Source organism: Streptomyces sp. NPDC036813 (assembly GCF_055609245.1).
In genome coordinates, this window is the sequence record NZ_JBVJPV010000001.1 from 481,030 (window position 1) to 494,026 (window position 12,997).

The 12,997-nt window shown below is 71.5% G+C and carries 10 protein-coding genes; 6 read left to right on the top strand and 4 right to left on the bottom strand.

Annotation, left to right across the window (positions count from 1 at the left end):
* Positions 1-20 precede the first annotated feature (20 nt).
* Positions 21-854 carry a helix-turn-helix domain-containing protein gene (locus ACZ67Q_RS02050; RefSeq protein WP_471175205.1) on the bottom strand — a complete coding sequence of 278 codons (834 nt, stop codon included), beginning with the start codon at positions 852-854 and terminating at the stop codon, positions 21-23.
* A 218-nt stretch (positions 855-1,072) separates the two neighbouring features.
* Between ACZ67Q_RS02050 and ACZ67Q_RS02055 the strand changes: the two genes are divergently transcribed.
* Complete coding sequence (locus ACZ67Q_RS02055) at positions 1,073-1,378, top strand: 4a-hydroxytetrahydrobiopterin dehydratase (protein WP_471175206.1); 306 nt, start codon at positions 1,073-1,075, stop codon at positions 1,376-1,378.
* Positions 1,379-1,410: 32 nt separating this feature from the next.
* Positions 1,411-2,154 (top strand): class I SAM-dependent methyltransferase, encoded by a 744-nt coding sequence (locus tag ACZ67Q_RS02060; RefSeq protein ID WP_471175207.1) that lies wholly within the window; start codon positions 1,411-1,413, stop codon positions 2,152-2,154.
* 379 nt (positions 2,155-2,533) lie between these two features.
* Here the strand turns inward: ACZ67Q_RS02060 and ACZ67Q_RS02065 are convergent, their stop codons facing one another.
* Entirely contained in the window at positions 2,534-5,455 is a 2,922-nt protein-coding gene (locus ACZ67Q_RS02065) for a glycoside hydrolase family 48 protein (RefSeq protein WP_471175209.1), read from the bottom strand.
* 270 nt (positions 5,456-5,725) lie between these two features.
* On the opposite strand from ACZ67Q_RS02065, the gene ACZ67Q_RS02070 reads away from it, so the two are divergent.
* The 4 genes from ACZ67Q_RS02070 to ACZ67Q_RS02085 all read left to right on the top strand — a co-directional run bounded on the left by ACZ67Q_RS02070 (position 5,726) and on the right by ACZ67Q_RS02085 (position 11,247).
* Positions 5,726-7,219 (top strand): cellulose binding domain-containing protein, encoded by a 1,494-nt coding sequence (locus ACZ67Q_RS02070; protein WP_471175211.1) that lies wholly within the window; start codon positions 5,726-5,728, stop codon positions 7,217-7,219.
* A gap of 11 nt (positions 7,220-7,230) precedes the next feature.
* Positions 7,231-8,973 carry a glycoside hydrolase family 6 protein gene (locus tag ACZ67Q_RS02075; RefSeq protein WP_471175213.1) on the top strand — a complete coding sequence of 581 codons (1,743 nt, stop codon included), beginning with the start codon at positions 7,231-7,233 and terminating at the stop codon, positions 8,971-8,973.
* Positions 8,974-9,556: 583 nt separating this feature from the next.
* Positions 9,557-10,462 (top strand): methyltransferase domain-containing protein, encoded by a 906-nt coding sequence (locus ACZ67Q_RS02080; protein WP_471175215.1) that lies wholly within the window; start codon positions 9,557-9,559, stop codon positions 10,460-10,462.
* An 83-nt stretch (positions 10,463-10,545) separates the two neighbouring features.
* A complete protein-coding gene (locus ACZ67Q_RS02085) occupies positions 10,546-11,247 on the top strand; it encodes an SDR family oxidoreductase (protein ID WP_471175217.1) in 702 nt (233 codons plus the stop codon).
* 9 nt (positions 11,248-11,256) lie between these two features.
* On the opposite strand, the gene ACZ67Q_RS02090 is transcribed toward ACZ67Q_RS02085, so the two are convergent.
* Positions 11,257-11,949: a glycoside hydrolase family 75 protein gene (locus tag ACZ67Q_RS02090; protein WP_471175219.1), complete on the bottom strand. Its 693-nt coding sequence runs from the start codon at positions 11,947-11,949 to the stop codon at positions 11,257-11,259.
* Positions 11,950-12,130: 181 nt separating this feature from the next.
* Positions 12,131-12,967: an aldo/keto reductase gene (locus ACZ67Q_RS02095; RefSeq protein WP_471175221.1), complete on the bottom strand. Its 837-nt coding sequence runs from the start codon at positions 12,965-12,967 to the stop codon at positions 12,131-12,133.
* Positions 12,968-12,997 lie beyond the last annotated feature (30 nt).

Below are 12,997 nucleotides of genomic sequence, written 5' to 3' on the forward strand. Positions count from 1 at the left end.
TCCCCAAGTGCCGTGTCCCGTCAATCGCCCAGTGAATGAAGGTACTTCACGGTGGCGGGGTCGGCCGGGAGGAACGTCTCGATCGCCAGTTCGGCGACCGTGATGTCCATCGGCGTGTTGAACGTGGAGATCGACGAGATGAACGACAGCACCCGTCCCTCGTGCTCGATCCGCAGCGGCAGCGCGAAATACGGGTAGGGCTCCTCGGGCTCGGCGTCCGCCGCGGAATCCTCGGGCACCGGATAGGCCGCCACCTCCTCGTACAGCTCCCGCAGTTCCTCCGAGCGCTGCAGCGCGATCTGCCGTTCCATCTGCGCCAGCAGATGGCCGCGCCACTCGCGCAGATTCCGGATGCGCGGCGCCATGCCCCGCGGGTGCAGCGTCAACCGCATCGCGTTCAACGGCGGTTCGAGCAACTGCTCCTCCACCCCGTCCAGGAACATCATGATGCCCCGGTTCGCCGCCTGAACCGTGTACAGCCCGTCCACCACCAGTGCCGGATACGGCTCGTAGCCCTGGATCAGCCGCTCCATGCCGTCCCGCAGCGCACCGAGCGCCGGGTCGTCCAGCGGGGTCTGCCGGTAGCGCGGGGCGTAACCGGCCGCCAGCAGCAGCGCGTTGATCTCCCGCACCGGCACCTCCAGGTGCTCGGCCAGCCGCAGCACCATCTCCTCGCTCGGCCGCGACCGGCCCGTCTCGATGAAGGAGATGTGCCGGGCGGAGGAGTCGGCGCGCAGCGCCAGCTCCAGCTGGCTGACCCGCCGCCGCACCCGCCAGGCCCGCAGCAACGGGCCGACGCCCTGGCCGGCGGGGGCGGTGGGGGAAGCGGGGGTGCCGGACGCGACAGTGGTCATGGGCACGACCGTAGTCGAGGTGGGCACCGCTCGCGGCGTCGCGGTGCCGTCCTGCGCCCGCGCCGCGCCGGCTCGCCGCAGACACCTCACGGCGTCGCCGGTGCCCCGGCGGCCGGATCCGGGCCCCGGGGCACCGGACTACCGCGTCGACCAGCGCTCTCAGCGCCGCGTTGTGGCAGGCTGGACGCGTACCGCGACACCGCTGAAGGGAGCCCGGCATGGCCGTCGAACCGCTGTCGCAGAAGGAGATCGAGGACCGGCTGGCCGAGCTGCCGGGCTGGTCCCTGGACGGAGACCGCCTCGCCCGCTCCTACCGGCTGGCCTCCCACTTCGCGGCGACCGCGATGGTCATCCACATCGCCCAGGTGCAGGAAGAGCTGAACCACCACTCCGACCTGACCCTCGGCTACAACACCGTCTCCCTCACGGTCAGCACGCACAGCGCCGGCGGTGCGCTCACCGCGCTCGACTTCGAGCTGGCACGCCGCGTCCAGGATCTCGCCCCCGGTCACGGGGCCGACTGACCGGCACACACGCGGACGAGGGGGAGCGGACGGTGCTGGACTACGACAAGGAAGCCGAGCGCTACGACGCCCTGCGCGGCGGCGAACCCCGGGCGGCCGCGGCGGCGGACGCCGTGCTGAGCCTCGTACCGCCGACCGCGCGGCGGATGCTCGACGCCGCCTGCGGCACCGGCATCGTCACCCGGCGGCTGTCCGCCGCCCGCCCCGGTCTCGCCGTCACCGGCGCCGACCTGGCGCAGACCATGACCCGGCACGCCGCCGGCCGCCTGCCCGGCGCCGTCGTCCGCGCCGACACACGCCGCCTGCCCTTCGCGCGCGCCGCGTTCGACGCGGTCACCAGCGTGTGGCTGCTGCACCTGCTGGACACCCCCGAGGACGTGCGTGCCGCCGTCGCCGAGTGCGCCCGCGTCCTCGCGCCCGGCGGGGTGTACGTCACCACGGTCGACAAGGCGGCAGCGCACAACGTGGGCAGCGACATCGACGCCGTCCTCGCCTCCCGCCCGCCGAGCGAGGCCCGGGACGCCGCCGGCCTCGTCGAGAAGTACGCGACCGAACACGGCCTGGTCCCGGCCGGCGAGGCACGCTTCACCGGCCGCGGTCAGGGGCGCAGTCCGCGGCGTACGATCGCCGACCTGCGCCGCGGCTGGTTCGTCACCCTGCCGCCCGGCCGGCCGGTCACCGAGCAGTACGCTGCCCGGCTGGCCGAGCTACCGGACCAGGACCGGCCCCGCCCGGACCCGCGGTTCACGCTGCGGGCCTTTCGCAGGCCGGTGTAGACCGGGGCAGCCTTCCCTTCGCCGACGGCGACCGGTGGCACCTGTCCGCTCCCCCTCAGGAGGGCGGCCCGTATGGACCACCCGCACCCGCGCCCCGGCACCGCGGACGCCGTACCGCAGCCGTCCTGGCCGCGCCGACCGCCGCGGTGGGCTCCAGGTCGATCCGGACGTTCTTCCAGGTAGGCGGCCTGCGCCTTCGGCGCGTCGGCGGCGAGCGCGGGGGGAGCGCCGGCCGGCAGCCCGGCGGCGAGGGCCAGAACGGCCCTCCAGGTACGGGTTCTTCGCACGGTGGGGGTTCCTTCCTGCGAAACGAGGACACGGGAGCCGGGCGGCCCCCCAGGAGGGTGGGGCCGCCCGGCGTGTACGCGGAGAGCGGGGACTATTCGAGGAGCTCCGCGTACGAACCCATGGCGAGTGCGATGTCCGCCTGGGCCCAGAACCGGTGGTACGTGAACACGGGCGCCGCGCCGCCCTTCAGATAGGCCTCGATCTTCGACCACGCCGGGTCGTTCTTGTAGAAGGACCGCAGCGAGGCGAACGTCGAGGACGAGTTGATCGCGTCACCGTTCGGCATCGTGCCGCTCCAGCCGCTCGGCACGTACACGCTGTCGTTGAAGCGGCTGTAGTCGGCGCGGGTCTCCGGGACGGCCACGCCGAGGGCGTCCTGGTAGTTCTTCCACATGCCGTCCAGCAGCGCCTTGGCCGTCGACTTCGCCTGCGCGTCACCGGACTTGGCGGCGTAGTACGTCAGGGTCTTGGCGTACGCGGCGGCGACACCGACGTCATTGGTGTAGTCGGCGACGGTGACGTGAAGTCCCGCGTTGGCGCCGGGACTCGACGCGTTCCAGGTGTCCGGCTGTCCGGTCCACTGGAGCGTGGAGGGGATGAGGTACGTGCCGTCCGGGTTGACCGTGGTCTTGGACAGCGCCCACTTCACCCACTTGTCGAGGACGGTCTTCGCGGCCGCGCTCCCCGTCTGCTGGTAGTACTCGGCGACACGCTCCATCGACCACGCCTGGAAGCCGAACCACTGGTTGGACGGCGGGTCGTGGTAGACGGGCGCCGGGTCGTAGTACATGCCGTAGAAGCTCGACGTGCCGGCCGGCGGTGTGGCGTACCGGCCCGCCCAGCTGTTGGTCGCGCCGCCCGCGATGCCGCCCTCCGAGGACTGCAGCCAGCGGTAGAACTCCAGCTGCCGGTCGAGGGACTTGGCCCAGTCGGTCGCGCCCGTGGCCGACTTGGGCTTCAGGTCGGCGTAGGAGCTGAGCGCGTACGCGGCGAGGGGGTTCTGGTAGCCGCCGTGGACGTGGCTGGAGCCGATGCGCCAGGCCCAGCCGGCCGAGGTGTCGGTGGCGCCACCCCAGGCGTAGTACCAGGACAGCAGGTAGTGCGAGGCGTCCTTGCCGGTGCCGGCCGGGCAGGCGGACGGACCGACGCAGTTGCCGATCTTCTTGAAGTACTTGTCGTACATGGCGTAGCGCAGGTAGTCGCCCATCTTGGCGGCCTTGGCGACCGTGCCGGACACCGCCGTGCCCTTGCCCTGCTGCTTGGCCCACACGTCCGCCCAGTAGGCGGCCTGCACCGCACGCGCGTCGGCGTCCGGGGCGTCGGTGTACTTCCACTGCTTGGCGTAGGAGGCGTCCCCGGTGAACAGGTCCAGGTAGCCGTTCCTGCCGCCGTACTTGAAGGCGTCACAGGTGGGCTGCGGGACGGTTTCCCAGACCGACTCCTGGGGGCCGCGCTGGAAGGTGTTGATGTACGACGGCCCGGTCGCCGTCGGTCCGGCCTCGCACTTGCCGGGCTCGTTGCCGTAGCCGTAGACGTTGTCGACGTCCTGGATCCAGTGCATGCCGTAGACGTCGTCCGTGCCGTAGGCGCTCTTCAGTTCGCCGGCGATCGGGTCCGAGCCGACCGGCACCGAGGTGTCCAGCTTGGCCGGGTACTCGTTCGGGGTGTCGTACTCGGGGGCGTAGGTGGCCGGCTTGGAGGCGTTGTAGGAGGAGTTGGCCGGCTGGTCGGCGTGGGTGGGGATCATGTACTTCTCCATGATGTCCCAGGCGCCGTTGAACTTGGACCAGTCGCCCGTCACCTTGCCGTACATCGCCTGGAGCCACAGCAGGTAGCTGTACGCCTCGGACGTCGTCTCGTGTCCCTGATCGGGTGCCTCGACGATCAGTGTCTCGACCGAGTGGTAGGGGATGCCCTCGGGCGAGAAGTAGCCGTTCGCCGGGTTGGTGATCTTCCCGTACAGGTCCAGGAAGCGGGCGTCGTACTCCTTGGCCGCGGCGATCTGTGTGACCGTCACCGACGCCTTCGCGAGCCCCGGTGCGGTCGACTCGAAGGCCGCCGCGCCGGTCCCGGAGGCGTCCGCGGCGATCGTCACCTTCTGCGGGGTCGACCAGTCGGCCGGGGTGAAGGTGAGCGAGGCGCCGCCGGTGACGCCCAGGCCGGTGTTGCCGCTCGCCCGCGCGGTGGTCACGGTGACGTTCCCGCTGGGCCGGGTCGACAGCTTGACCTCGTACGAGGCCGTCCTGCCCTGCTGCACCGCCAGCTGGTTGGTGGAGGCGACCACGGACGGTCCGGCGGCTACCGTGATGCCGACCGGTGTGGAGGACGCCGACGCGCCGAGGCTGTCGTACGCCTTCGCCACCAGGGAATGACTGCCCACGGTCAAGCCGGAGGCCGAGAGAGCGTACGGTGCCGTCGTGTCCGTGCCCAGCAGCGTGGCGTCGTCGTAGAACTCCACCTTGCTGATCGACGCGCTGTCCGCCGCGGCCGCGGTCGCCGCGAGGGGGACGGCGTCCCCTTGCGTGTAGACCGCGCCCGCGGCCGGGCTGGTCAGCACGGTGACCGGTGGCTGGTGCGCGCCGGTGCAGGGTGTGCCGTTGATCCCGAAGGACGTGGGCGCGGTGTTGGTGCCGCTGTAGGTGAACTGGGCACCGGTGCCGACGGCCGCTCCGGCGGCGATCGTGGCGTTGTACGAGGCGTTCTTGACGGTGACCGTCTGGCCGGACTGGCTCCAGGTGCCGTTCCAGCCGTTGCTGAGCTTCTGGTTGCCCGAGTAGGCGTAGGTCAGGGTCCAGCCGTCGACGGCGTCGGTGCCGCGGTTGGTGAGGGTCAGGTCGGCGGTGAAACCGGAACCCCAGTCGTTGGTCTTGTAGTCGACGCTGCACTGGAGCGCTGCGGCGTGCGCGGTCGTCGCGCCGCTCGCCAGCATCGACAGGGGCAGCACCAGGGCTGCCGCGGCGGCGGTCCACAGCCGTCGTACGGCGGCTCCGCGTGTGCGGGGTGGGGGATGCATGGTGCTGGTTCCTCCTTGCGGCTCGGGGTGTGCGGGCTCGGAGAAGTCAAGGCTTGAACCAGTGGGAGCGCTCCCATAGTGGGGACGCGGTGACGGAGGGTCAAGACGCTTGAAGAGTCGAAAAGATTCGACGGGGGCGACTTCGGAAAAATTCTGCGCCCCCTCTGTTCATCCCGGTCCCCCGGGCGCTACTTTCCTCCGCACCAGTGGGAGCGGTTCCATCCAGTCGGCGCGTGTGCCCCACGCACCCGAACTGCAAGGAGTCGCTCGATGAGACACCCCCCGCGTTCAGGACTTTTAGCAGTCGCCGGCGCGATCGCCCTGCTCACCGCCGCGATCGTGCCGGTCGTCACCGCACAGGCCGCCGCACCCGCGTGCACGGTGGAGTACTCCGTCACCGGGCAGTGGGACACCGGCTTCCAGGGCGCCGTTAAGATCACCAACAACGCGGCCGCGCTGAGCAGTTGGCGGCTGACCTTCGACTTCCCCGGCGGTCAGAAGGTCAACCAGGGCTGGAACGCCCAGTGGTCACAGTCCGGCACGACCGTCACCGCGGCCAACGAGAGCTGGAACGGCGCGCTCGCCACCGGCGCGAGCGTGAGCGCCGGCTTCCTCGGCTCGTTCTCCGGCACCAACGCCGTACCGGCCGTCTTCAAGCTCAACGGCACCACCTGCAACGCCGACACCCGCCCGACCCCGGACCCGACCGATCCGGGGCCCACCGACCCGCCGCCCTCCGGCGGCCCGGCACCCGCTCTGCACGTCCAGGGCAGCAAACTCGTCGACGCCGACGGCAGGACCCGCCGGCTGCTCGGCGTGAACCGCTCCGGCGGCGAGTTCATGTGCGTCCAGGGCTACGGCATCTGGGACGGCCCGGTCGACGACGCCGCGATCCAGGCGATCGCCGACTGGAAGGCCGACGCGGTCCGCATCCCCCTCAACGAGGAGTGCTGGCTCGGCTTGTCCGACGTCAAACCCGAGTACGCGGGCGCCCGCTACATCAGCGCCGTGAAGGAGCTGGTGGCCCGCGTCGAGGCACACGGCATGACCCCGATCGTCGAACTGCACTGGACCTACGGGCAGTACACCGGCAACTCGGCGGGCTGCTCCGACGTGCACGCCACCTGCCAGAAGCCGATGCCGGACGCGCAGTACAGCCCGTCGTTCTGGTCGTCGGTCGCGAACACCTTCAAGGGCGACCAGGCCGTCGTCTTCGACCTGTTCAACGAGCCCTACCCGGACCGCGCCACCTCCACCACCGCCCAGGCCTGGCAGTGCTGGCGGGACGGCGGCACCTGCCCGGGGATCGGCTATGAGGTCGCCGGCATGCAGGACCTGGTCGACGCGGTGCGCGCCACCGGAGCCAGGAACGTGCTCATGCTGGGCGGCCTGGCCTACTCCAACGACCTGAGCCAGTGGCCGGCGTACAGGCCCACCGACCCGGCGGGCAATCTCGCCGCCGCGTACCACGGGTACAACTTCAACACCTGCTCCAGCGAGAGCTGCTGGAACTCCACGCTCGCCCCGGTCGCCGCCCAAGTCCCCCTGGTGGCGGGCGAGATCGGCGAGAACACCTGCGGCCACTCCTTCGTCGACCGGGTCATGAAGTGGTTCGACGACCACGGGCTGTCCTACCTCGGCTGGACCTGGAACACCTGGGACTGCTCCTCCGGCCCCTCGCTCATCTCCGCCTACGACGGCACCCCCACCGCGTACGGCGCCGGTCTGCGCGACCACCTGCGCACCCTCAACCCCCTCACCTAGAAGGACCCCCCATGAGCCGTACAAGACTTGCCCTGATCTCCGCCCTGGCGCTGACCGCCGGGTCCGGTGCGGCCGCCCTCACGGCCGTCCCCGCCGGGGCCGCGGCCGCAGCGCCCGCGTGCACCGTCGGCTACACGGTGCAGAACCAGTGGGACACCGGTTTCACCGCCGCCGTCACCGTCACCAACAACGGTGCCGCCAAGGCGAGCTGGTCGCTGAAGTGGACCTACGCCGGCAACCAGAAGATCGGCAACGCCTGGAACGCGAAGGTCACCCAGTCCGGCACCGCCGTCACCGCCGCCAACGAGTCCTACAACGGGTCACTGCCCACCGGCGGTTCGGCGAGCTTCGGCTTCCAGGCCTCCTACAGCGGTGGCAACGCGGTCCCGGCCACGTTCACCCTCGACGGCGTCACCTGCAACGTCGACGGTGGCGGAACCCCCACGCCCACGCCCACCGACCCGACCCCCACGCCCACCGACCCGACGCCCGATCCCACCGGCCGGGTGGACAACCCCTACAGCGGGGCCAAGGTGTACGTGAACCCCGAGTGGTCAGCGCTGGCCGCCGCCGAACCGGGCGGCAGCCGCATCGCCAACCAGCCCACCTACGTCTGGCTCGACCGGATCGCCGCGATCAACGGCGTGAACGGCGGCATGGGCCTGCGCGCCCACCTCGACGAGGCCCTCAAGCAGAAGGGCTCCGGCCAGCTCGTCGTCCAGTTGGTCATCTACGACCTGCCCGGCCGTGACTGCGCCGCCCTCGCCTCCAACGGCGAGCTGGGCCCGAACGACATCGACAAGTACAAGACCCAGTACATCGACCCGATCGCCTCGATCCTGTCCGACCCGAAGTACGCGGGCCTGCGCATCGCCACCGTCATCGAACCCGACTCGCTGCCCAACCTGGTCACCAACGCCGGCGGCACCAGCACCACCACCGACGCCTGCGTGACCATGAAGTCCAACGGCAACTACGAAAAGGGCGTCGGCTACGCCCTCGACAAGCTCGGCGCCGTCCCGAACGTCTACAACTACATCGACGCCGGTCACCACGGCTGGCTCGGCTGGGACACCAACCTGAATCCGTCGGTCCAGGAGTTCTACAAGGTCGCCACCAGCAACGGCGCCGGCGTGAACGACGTGGCCGGCTTCATCGTCAACACGGCCAACTACAGCCCCACCAAGGAGCCGTACCTCAAGGTCACCGACACGGTGAACGGCCAGACCGTGCGCCAGTCCAAGTGGGTCGACTGGAACCAGTACGTGGACGAGCAGTCCTTCGCCCAGGCGCTGCGCGACAAGCTCGTCGCAGCCGGGTTCAACTCCGGTCTCGGCATGCTGATCGACACCTCCCGCAACGGCTGGGGCGGCACCGCGCGCCCGGCCGGACCCGGCCCGCTGACCTCCGTCGACGACTATGTCAACGGCGGCCGCACCGACCGGCGCATCCACGTCGGCAACTGGTGCAACCAGAGCGGCGCCGGCCTCGGCGAACGGCCCACCGCGGCGCCCGCCGCCGGGATCGACGCCTATGTGTGGGTCAAGCCGCCGGGGGAGTCGGACGGGTCCAGCTCCGCCGTCGCCAACGACGAGGGCAAGGGCTTCGACCGGATGTGCGACCCGACCTACGGAGGCAACGCGCGCAACGGCAACAACCCGACGAGCGCGCTGCCGAACGCGCCGCTGGCCGGGCACTGGTTCTCCGCCCAGTTCCAGCAGCTGATGCAGAACGCCTACCCGCCGCTGCCGTAGCGCGGTGAGCGACCGCTCGGGGCCGGCAGTGGGGAGCCGGCCTCGAGCGCGACCGCCGGGGTCAGGGCTCCTGGCCCAGGCCCCGGCGGATCGCAACTCGACGGCCGGGCAGTCGCCGTCCGGCCGCCGGCGTCACCGGCTCCGCGGGGTGCAGCGGCGGCTGCGCCAAAGCGTGGGCGGGAGCCGTGGTGCGGCCGGGCGGCGTGCATCCAGGAACGGACGGCACAGGCCGCAGCAACCCTCTTCAGCACTCTCGCCGCCGCCGCCCCGCAGGCAGACGTTGCCCGGCCGCCCGGCCGCGGACACCACCGGGCGGTGCGCCGGGGCCGCGTCCACCTGCGGGCCCAGCTCCAGGAAGGAGGCGCCGGCCTCGCCGTACGACTCGAGGACCGCCGATACGTCGAGGTGCGCGCCGACCCTGATCCGGGTCGGCGCGTGAGCCTCGGTGATCTCGCTGAAGGCCGTGGCCCGTTTCCCGCCACGGCAGCCGCGCGCGTGTGTTTTTGCCGTCCCGGCAACAGTACTGGCCGCCGCGCGGTGCGTCGGCGCACGCTGGCGGCATCCGGACGAGAGGCTGACCACCATGGCACACGAGCACCACCACCCTGCGCACGGCCACGGCCACGGCCACGGACACGACCACGGCACCGACATCGACTGGGCCGAGATGGCGGCGTACCTGGAGTCGGAGGCCGAGCTGTTCACGCCCCTGTACGAGCGGGCGCTGGCCTGGCTGGGGAAAGAGGTGACCGAGCCGGGGCTGATCGTCGACGCGGGCAGCGGGCCCGGTGTGGTGTCGTGTCTGTTCGCCGAGGCGTTCCCGGGCGCGCGGGTGCTGGCCGCGGACGGCTCGGCACCGCTGCTGGAGCGGGCCCGTGCGCGCGCCGAGCGCACCGGCGTCGCCGACCGCTTCGCGACCCTGGCGGGAGACCTGCCCGAGGCCCTGGACGAACTCGACTACCCCGCCGACCTGCTGTGGGCCAGCCGGAGCCTGCACCACCTCGGCGACCAGCGCGCCGCCCTCACCGCCTTCGCCGAGCGGCTGGCTCCCGGCGGCACGCTGGCCCTCCTGGAGGGCGGGCTGCCGGCCCGCCACCTGCCCCGCGACATCGGCTTCGGCCGCCCCGGTCTGCAGGCCCGACTGGACGCACTGCAGGAGGACCGTTTCGCCCGTATGCGCGCCGAGCTGCCCGGGAGCGTCGCCGTGACCGAGAACTGGGCGGAGCTGCTCACCGCGGCCGGCCTGAAGCACACCCGCACCCGCACCTTCCTGCTCGACATCCCGGCCCCCGTGCCCGACCGGGCCCGCGCCCATGTCGTCACCTTCCTGGGCCGGCAGCGGGAGAACTTCGGCGACGACCTGGACGCGGAGGACCGCGCCACCCTGGACCGCCTCCTCGACCCCGGTGACCCGGCGAGCGTCCACCACCGCCCGGACGTGTTCGTCCTCGCCGCGCACACGGTCCACACGGCGGTCCGGCCGTACTGACCGGCCGTCCTTGACATCGAGTGCGCTCCAACTGATGAACTCCCGTTCGTTCACCACGCGAACGACATCTCAGGGGGCTTGTCATGACCGACTCTCCGGTCGCACTCATCACCGGTGGGGGCAGCGGCATCGGCGCGGCCGTCGCGCGGCAGCTGCTGGACGACGGGTGGCGGGTGACCGTCACCGGACGCGGGGAGCAGCGGTTGCGGGACTTCGCCGCCGGGCTCGGGGACCCCGAGGGGCTGCTGACGGTCGCCGGCAGCGCCGCCGAGTACGCCGACGTCCAGGACGCCGTCGCGCGCACGCTGAAGGCGTACGGCCGGCTCGACACCGTCGTCGCCAACGCCGGTTTCGCCACCCACGACACCGTCGCCGAGGGCGATCCGGCGCTCTGGCCGGAGATGGTGCTGACCAATGTGCTCGGTCCGGCGCTGCTCATCCGGGCTTCCGTCGACGCCCTCAAGGAGACGCGGGGCCGGATCGTGCTGCTCGGCAGCGTCGCAGGGTTCGTCCACGGTCCGGGCAACCTGTACGGGGCGACGAAGTGGGCGGTGACCGGGCTCGCGGAGAACACCCGGCGCCAGGTCACCGAGCACGGTGTCGGGGTCACGCTGGTGGCGCCGGGCCGGGTGGAGACGCCGTTCTGGGACTCCTACGGCAGCCTGCCGCCCGGCCACCTGCTCACCGCCGACCAGATCGCCGACTCGGTCGTCTGGGCGATCCGCCGGCCGGACGGTGTCGACGTCAACACCGTCGTCGTACGGCCCATCGGGCAGCCCGTGTGACGTCCCGCGTCAGTTGTTCCTCAGGAACTCCCGGGCCAGCTGCTCGCCGAGAAGCACGGCCGCCGCGTGGCTCTCCAGCGGCGTGACCTCGGAGTCCGTGAACAGGATGTACGTCACCGGGGCGTCGGTGCCGCCGCGTTCCGGGTCGGGGTCGAGGCCCAGGGCCGCTGCGGTGGCGTACGACGCCTCCCCGATGATCTGCTTCGGGCCCACGTCGCCGACGACCGCGTACTCGACCTGGTCGTCGTGGATCACCGCCGCCACGCCACCGCCCCGCACGCCCGCCGCGCGGTAGTCCCAGAGGTCGCTCGCGCCGGGCACGACGACGAACGGCAGCCGGTCGGCACGCAGCGGCTTGCCGTTGGACTGGTGGAAGGCGGTGTCGTCCTGGAACGACGGGTCGGTGGCCCTGCTGCACCGGGCGCTGGGGCGGCCGTCGCAGTCGATGTCCATGTCGGCGGTGAAGAACACCGCGCCCTTCGCCCCGCACACCGGGACGGCGGGGGCCCTGTCCTGGTCGGTGCGGTACAGGCCGTGCGACACCTGCTTGCAGGAGCGCACCTTGGTGAGCAGATCGGCGGCGGTCACGGAGCCCTCGTGGGCGAGGACGCGTGCTGTGGAGCCCTCGTGGGCGAAGGCCGCGCCGGAACCGCGGTCGGCGAGCGCCGGGAGGACACCGGCGGCGAGAACGGCGGCCGCCACCGCCCGCAGGGCGAGACGGCGGGATCGGGTACGCGCTGGGGGAAACGAGTGCACGGGTCAGGGACGCTAGCCCGGGTGCCGCCCCGCGCGGACGCGCCACGCCGCCCCGGGACGGCGTGGCGCGGGGCGGCGTGGTGATCGGGTGACGATCGGGAGGGATGATCGTCCGACCGGGTGACGCTCAGACCACGTCGAACGTCGCCGGGTCCGGGCCGAGGCGCCGGTCCTCGTTGAGCGCGCTGATCGCGGCGAGGTCCTCGTCGTCCAGGCTGAAGTCGAACACCTCGATGTTCTCCTTGATCCGCGACGGCGTCACGGACTTCGGGATCACGACGTTGCCGAGCTGGAGGTGCCAGCGCAGCACCACCTGGGCGGGGGTGCGGCCGTGCTTCTGGGCGATCGCGACGATCGCCGGGATCTCCAGGATGCCCTTGCCCGAGCCGAGCGGCGACCAGGCCTCGGTGGCGATGCCCTGCTCGGCGTGGTACTCGCGGGCGGAATGCTGCTGGAGGTGCGGGTGCAGCTCGATCTGGTTGACCGCCGGGATCACCGAGGTCTCGGCGATGAGCCGCTCCAGGTGGGGCTGCAGGAAGTTGGAGACGCCGATCGCGCGGGCGCGGCCGTCGGCGTACAGCTTCTCGAACGCCTTGTAGGTGTCGACGTAGGCGTCCTTGGACGGCAGCGGCCAGTGGATCAGGTAGAGGTCCACGTAGTCCAGGCCGAGCTTGGCGAGCGAGGTGTCGAACGCGCGCAGCGTCGAGTCGTAGCCCTGCTCGCTGTTCCAGAGCTTGGTGGTGACGAAGACGTCCTCACGGGGCAGACCGGAGGCGGCGATGGCCTTGCCGGTGCCTTCCTCGTTGCCGTAGATCGCCGCCGTGTCGATGCTGCGGTACCCGGCCTCCAGGGCGGTGGCGACGGCCCGCTCGGCCTCGTCGTCCGGCACCTGCCAGACGCCGAATCCCAGCTGGGGCATCTCGATGCCGTTGTTGAGGGTGATCGGGGGGACCTTGCTGCTCACGAGCTCTTGATCCTTCGGTTGTCCGTCAGG

Excerpts from the sequence above, each read along its gene's own strand:
- ACZ67Q_RS02050 (WP_471175205.1), bottom strand. The coding sequence starts at position 854 with ATGACCACTGTCGCGTCCGGCACCCCCGCTTCCCCCACCGCCCCCGCC.
- ACZ67Q_RS02055 (WP_471175206.1), top strand. The coding sequence starts at position 1,073 with ATGGCCGTCGAACCGCTGTCGCAGAAGGAGATCGAGGACCGGCTGGCC.
- ACZ67Q_RS02065 (WP_471175209.1), bottom strand. The coding sequence starts at position 5,455 with ATGCATCCCCCACCCCGCACACGCGGAGCCGCCGTACGACGGCTGTGG.
- ACZ67Q_RS02070 (WP_471175211.1), top strand. The coding sequence starts at position 5,726 with ATGAGACACCCCCCGCGTTCAGGACTTTTAGCAGTCGCCGGCGCGATC.
- ACZ67Q_RS02075 (WP_471175213.1), top strand. The coding sequence starts at position 7,231 with ATGAGCCGTACAAGACTTGCCCTGATCTCCGCCCTGGCGCTGACCGCC.
- ACZ67Q_RS02080 (WP_471175215.1), top strand. The coding sequence starts at position 9,557 with ATGGCACACGAGCACCACCACCCTGCGCACGGCCACGGCCACGGCCAC.
- ACZ67Q_RS02085 (WP_471175217.1), top strand. The coding sequence starts at position 10,546 with ATGACCGACTCTCCGGTCGCACTCATCACCGGTGGGGGCAGCGGCATC.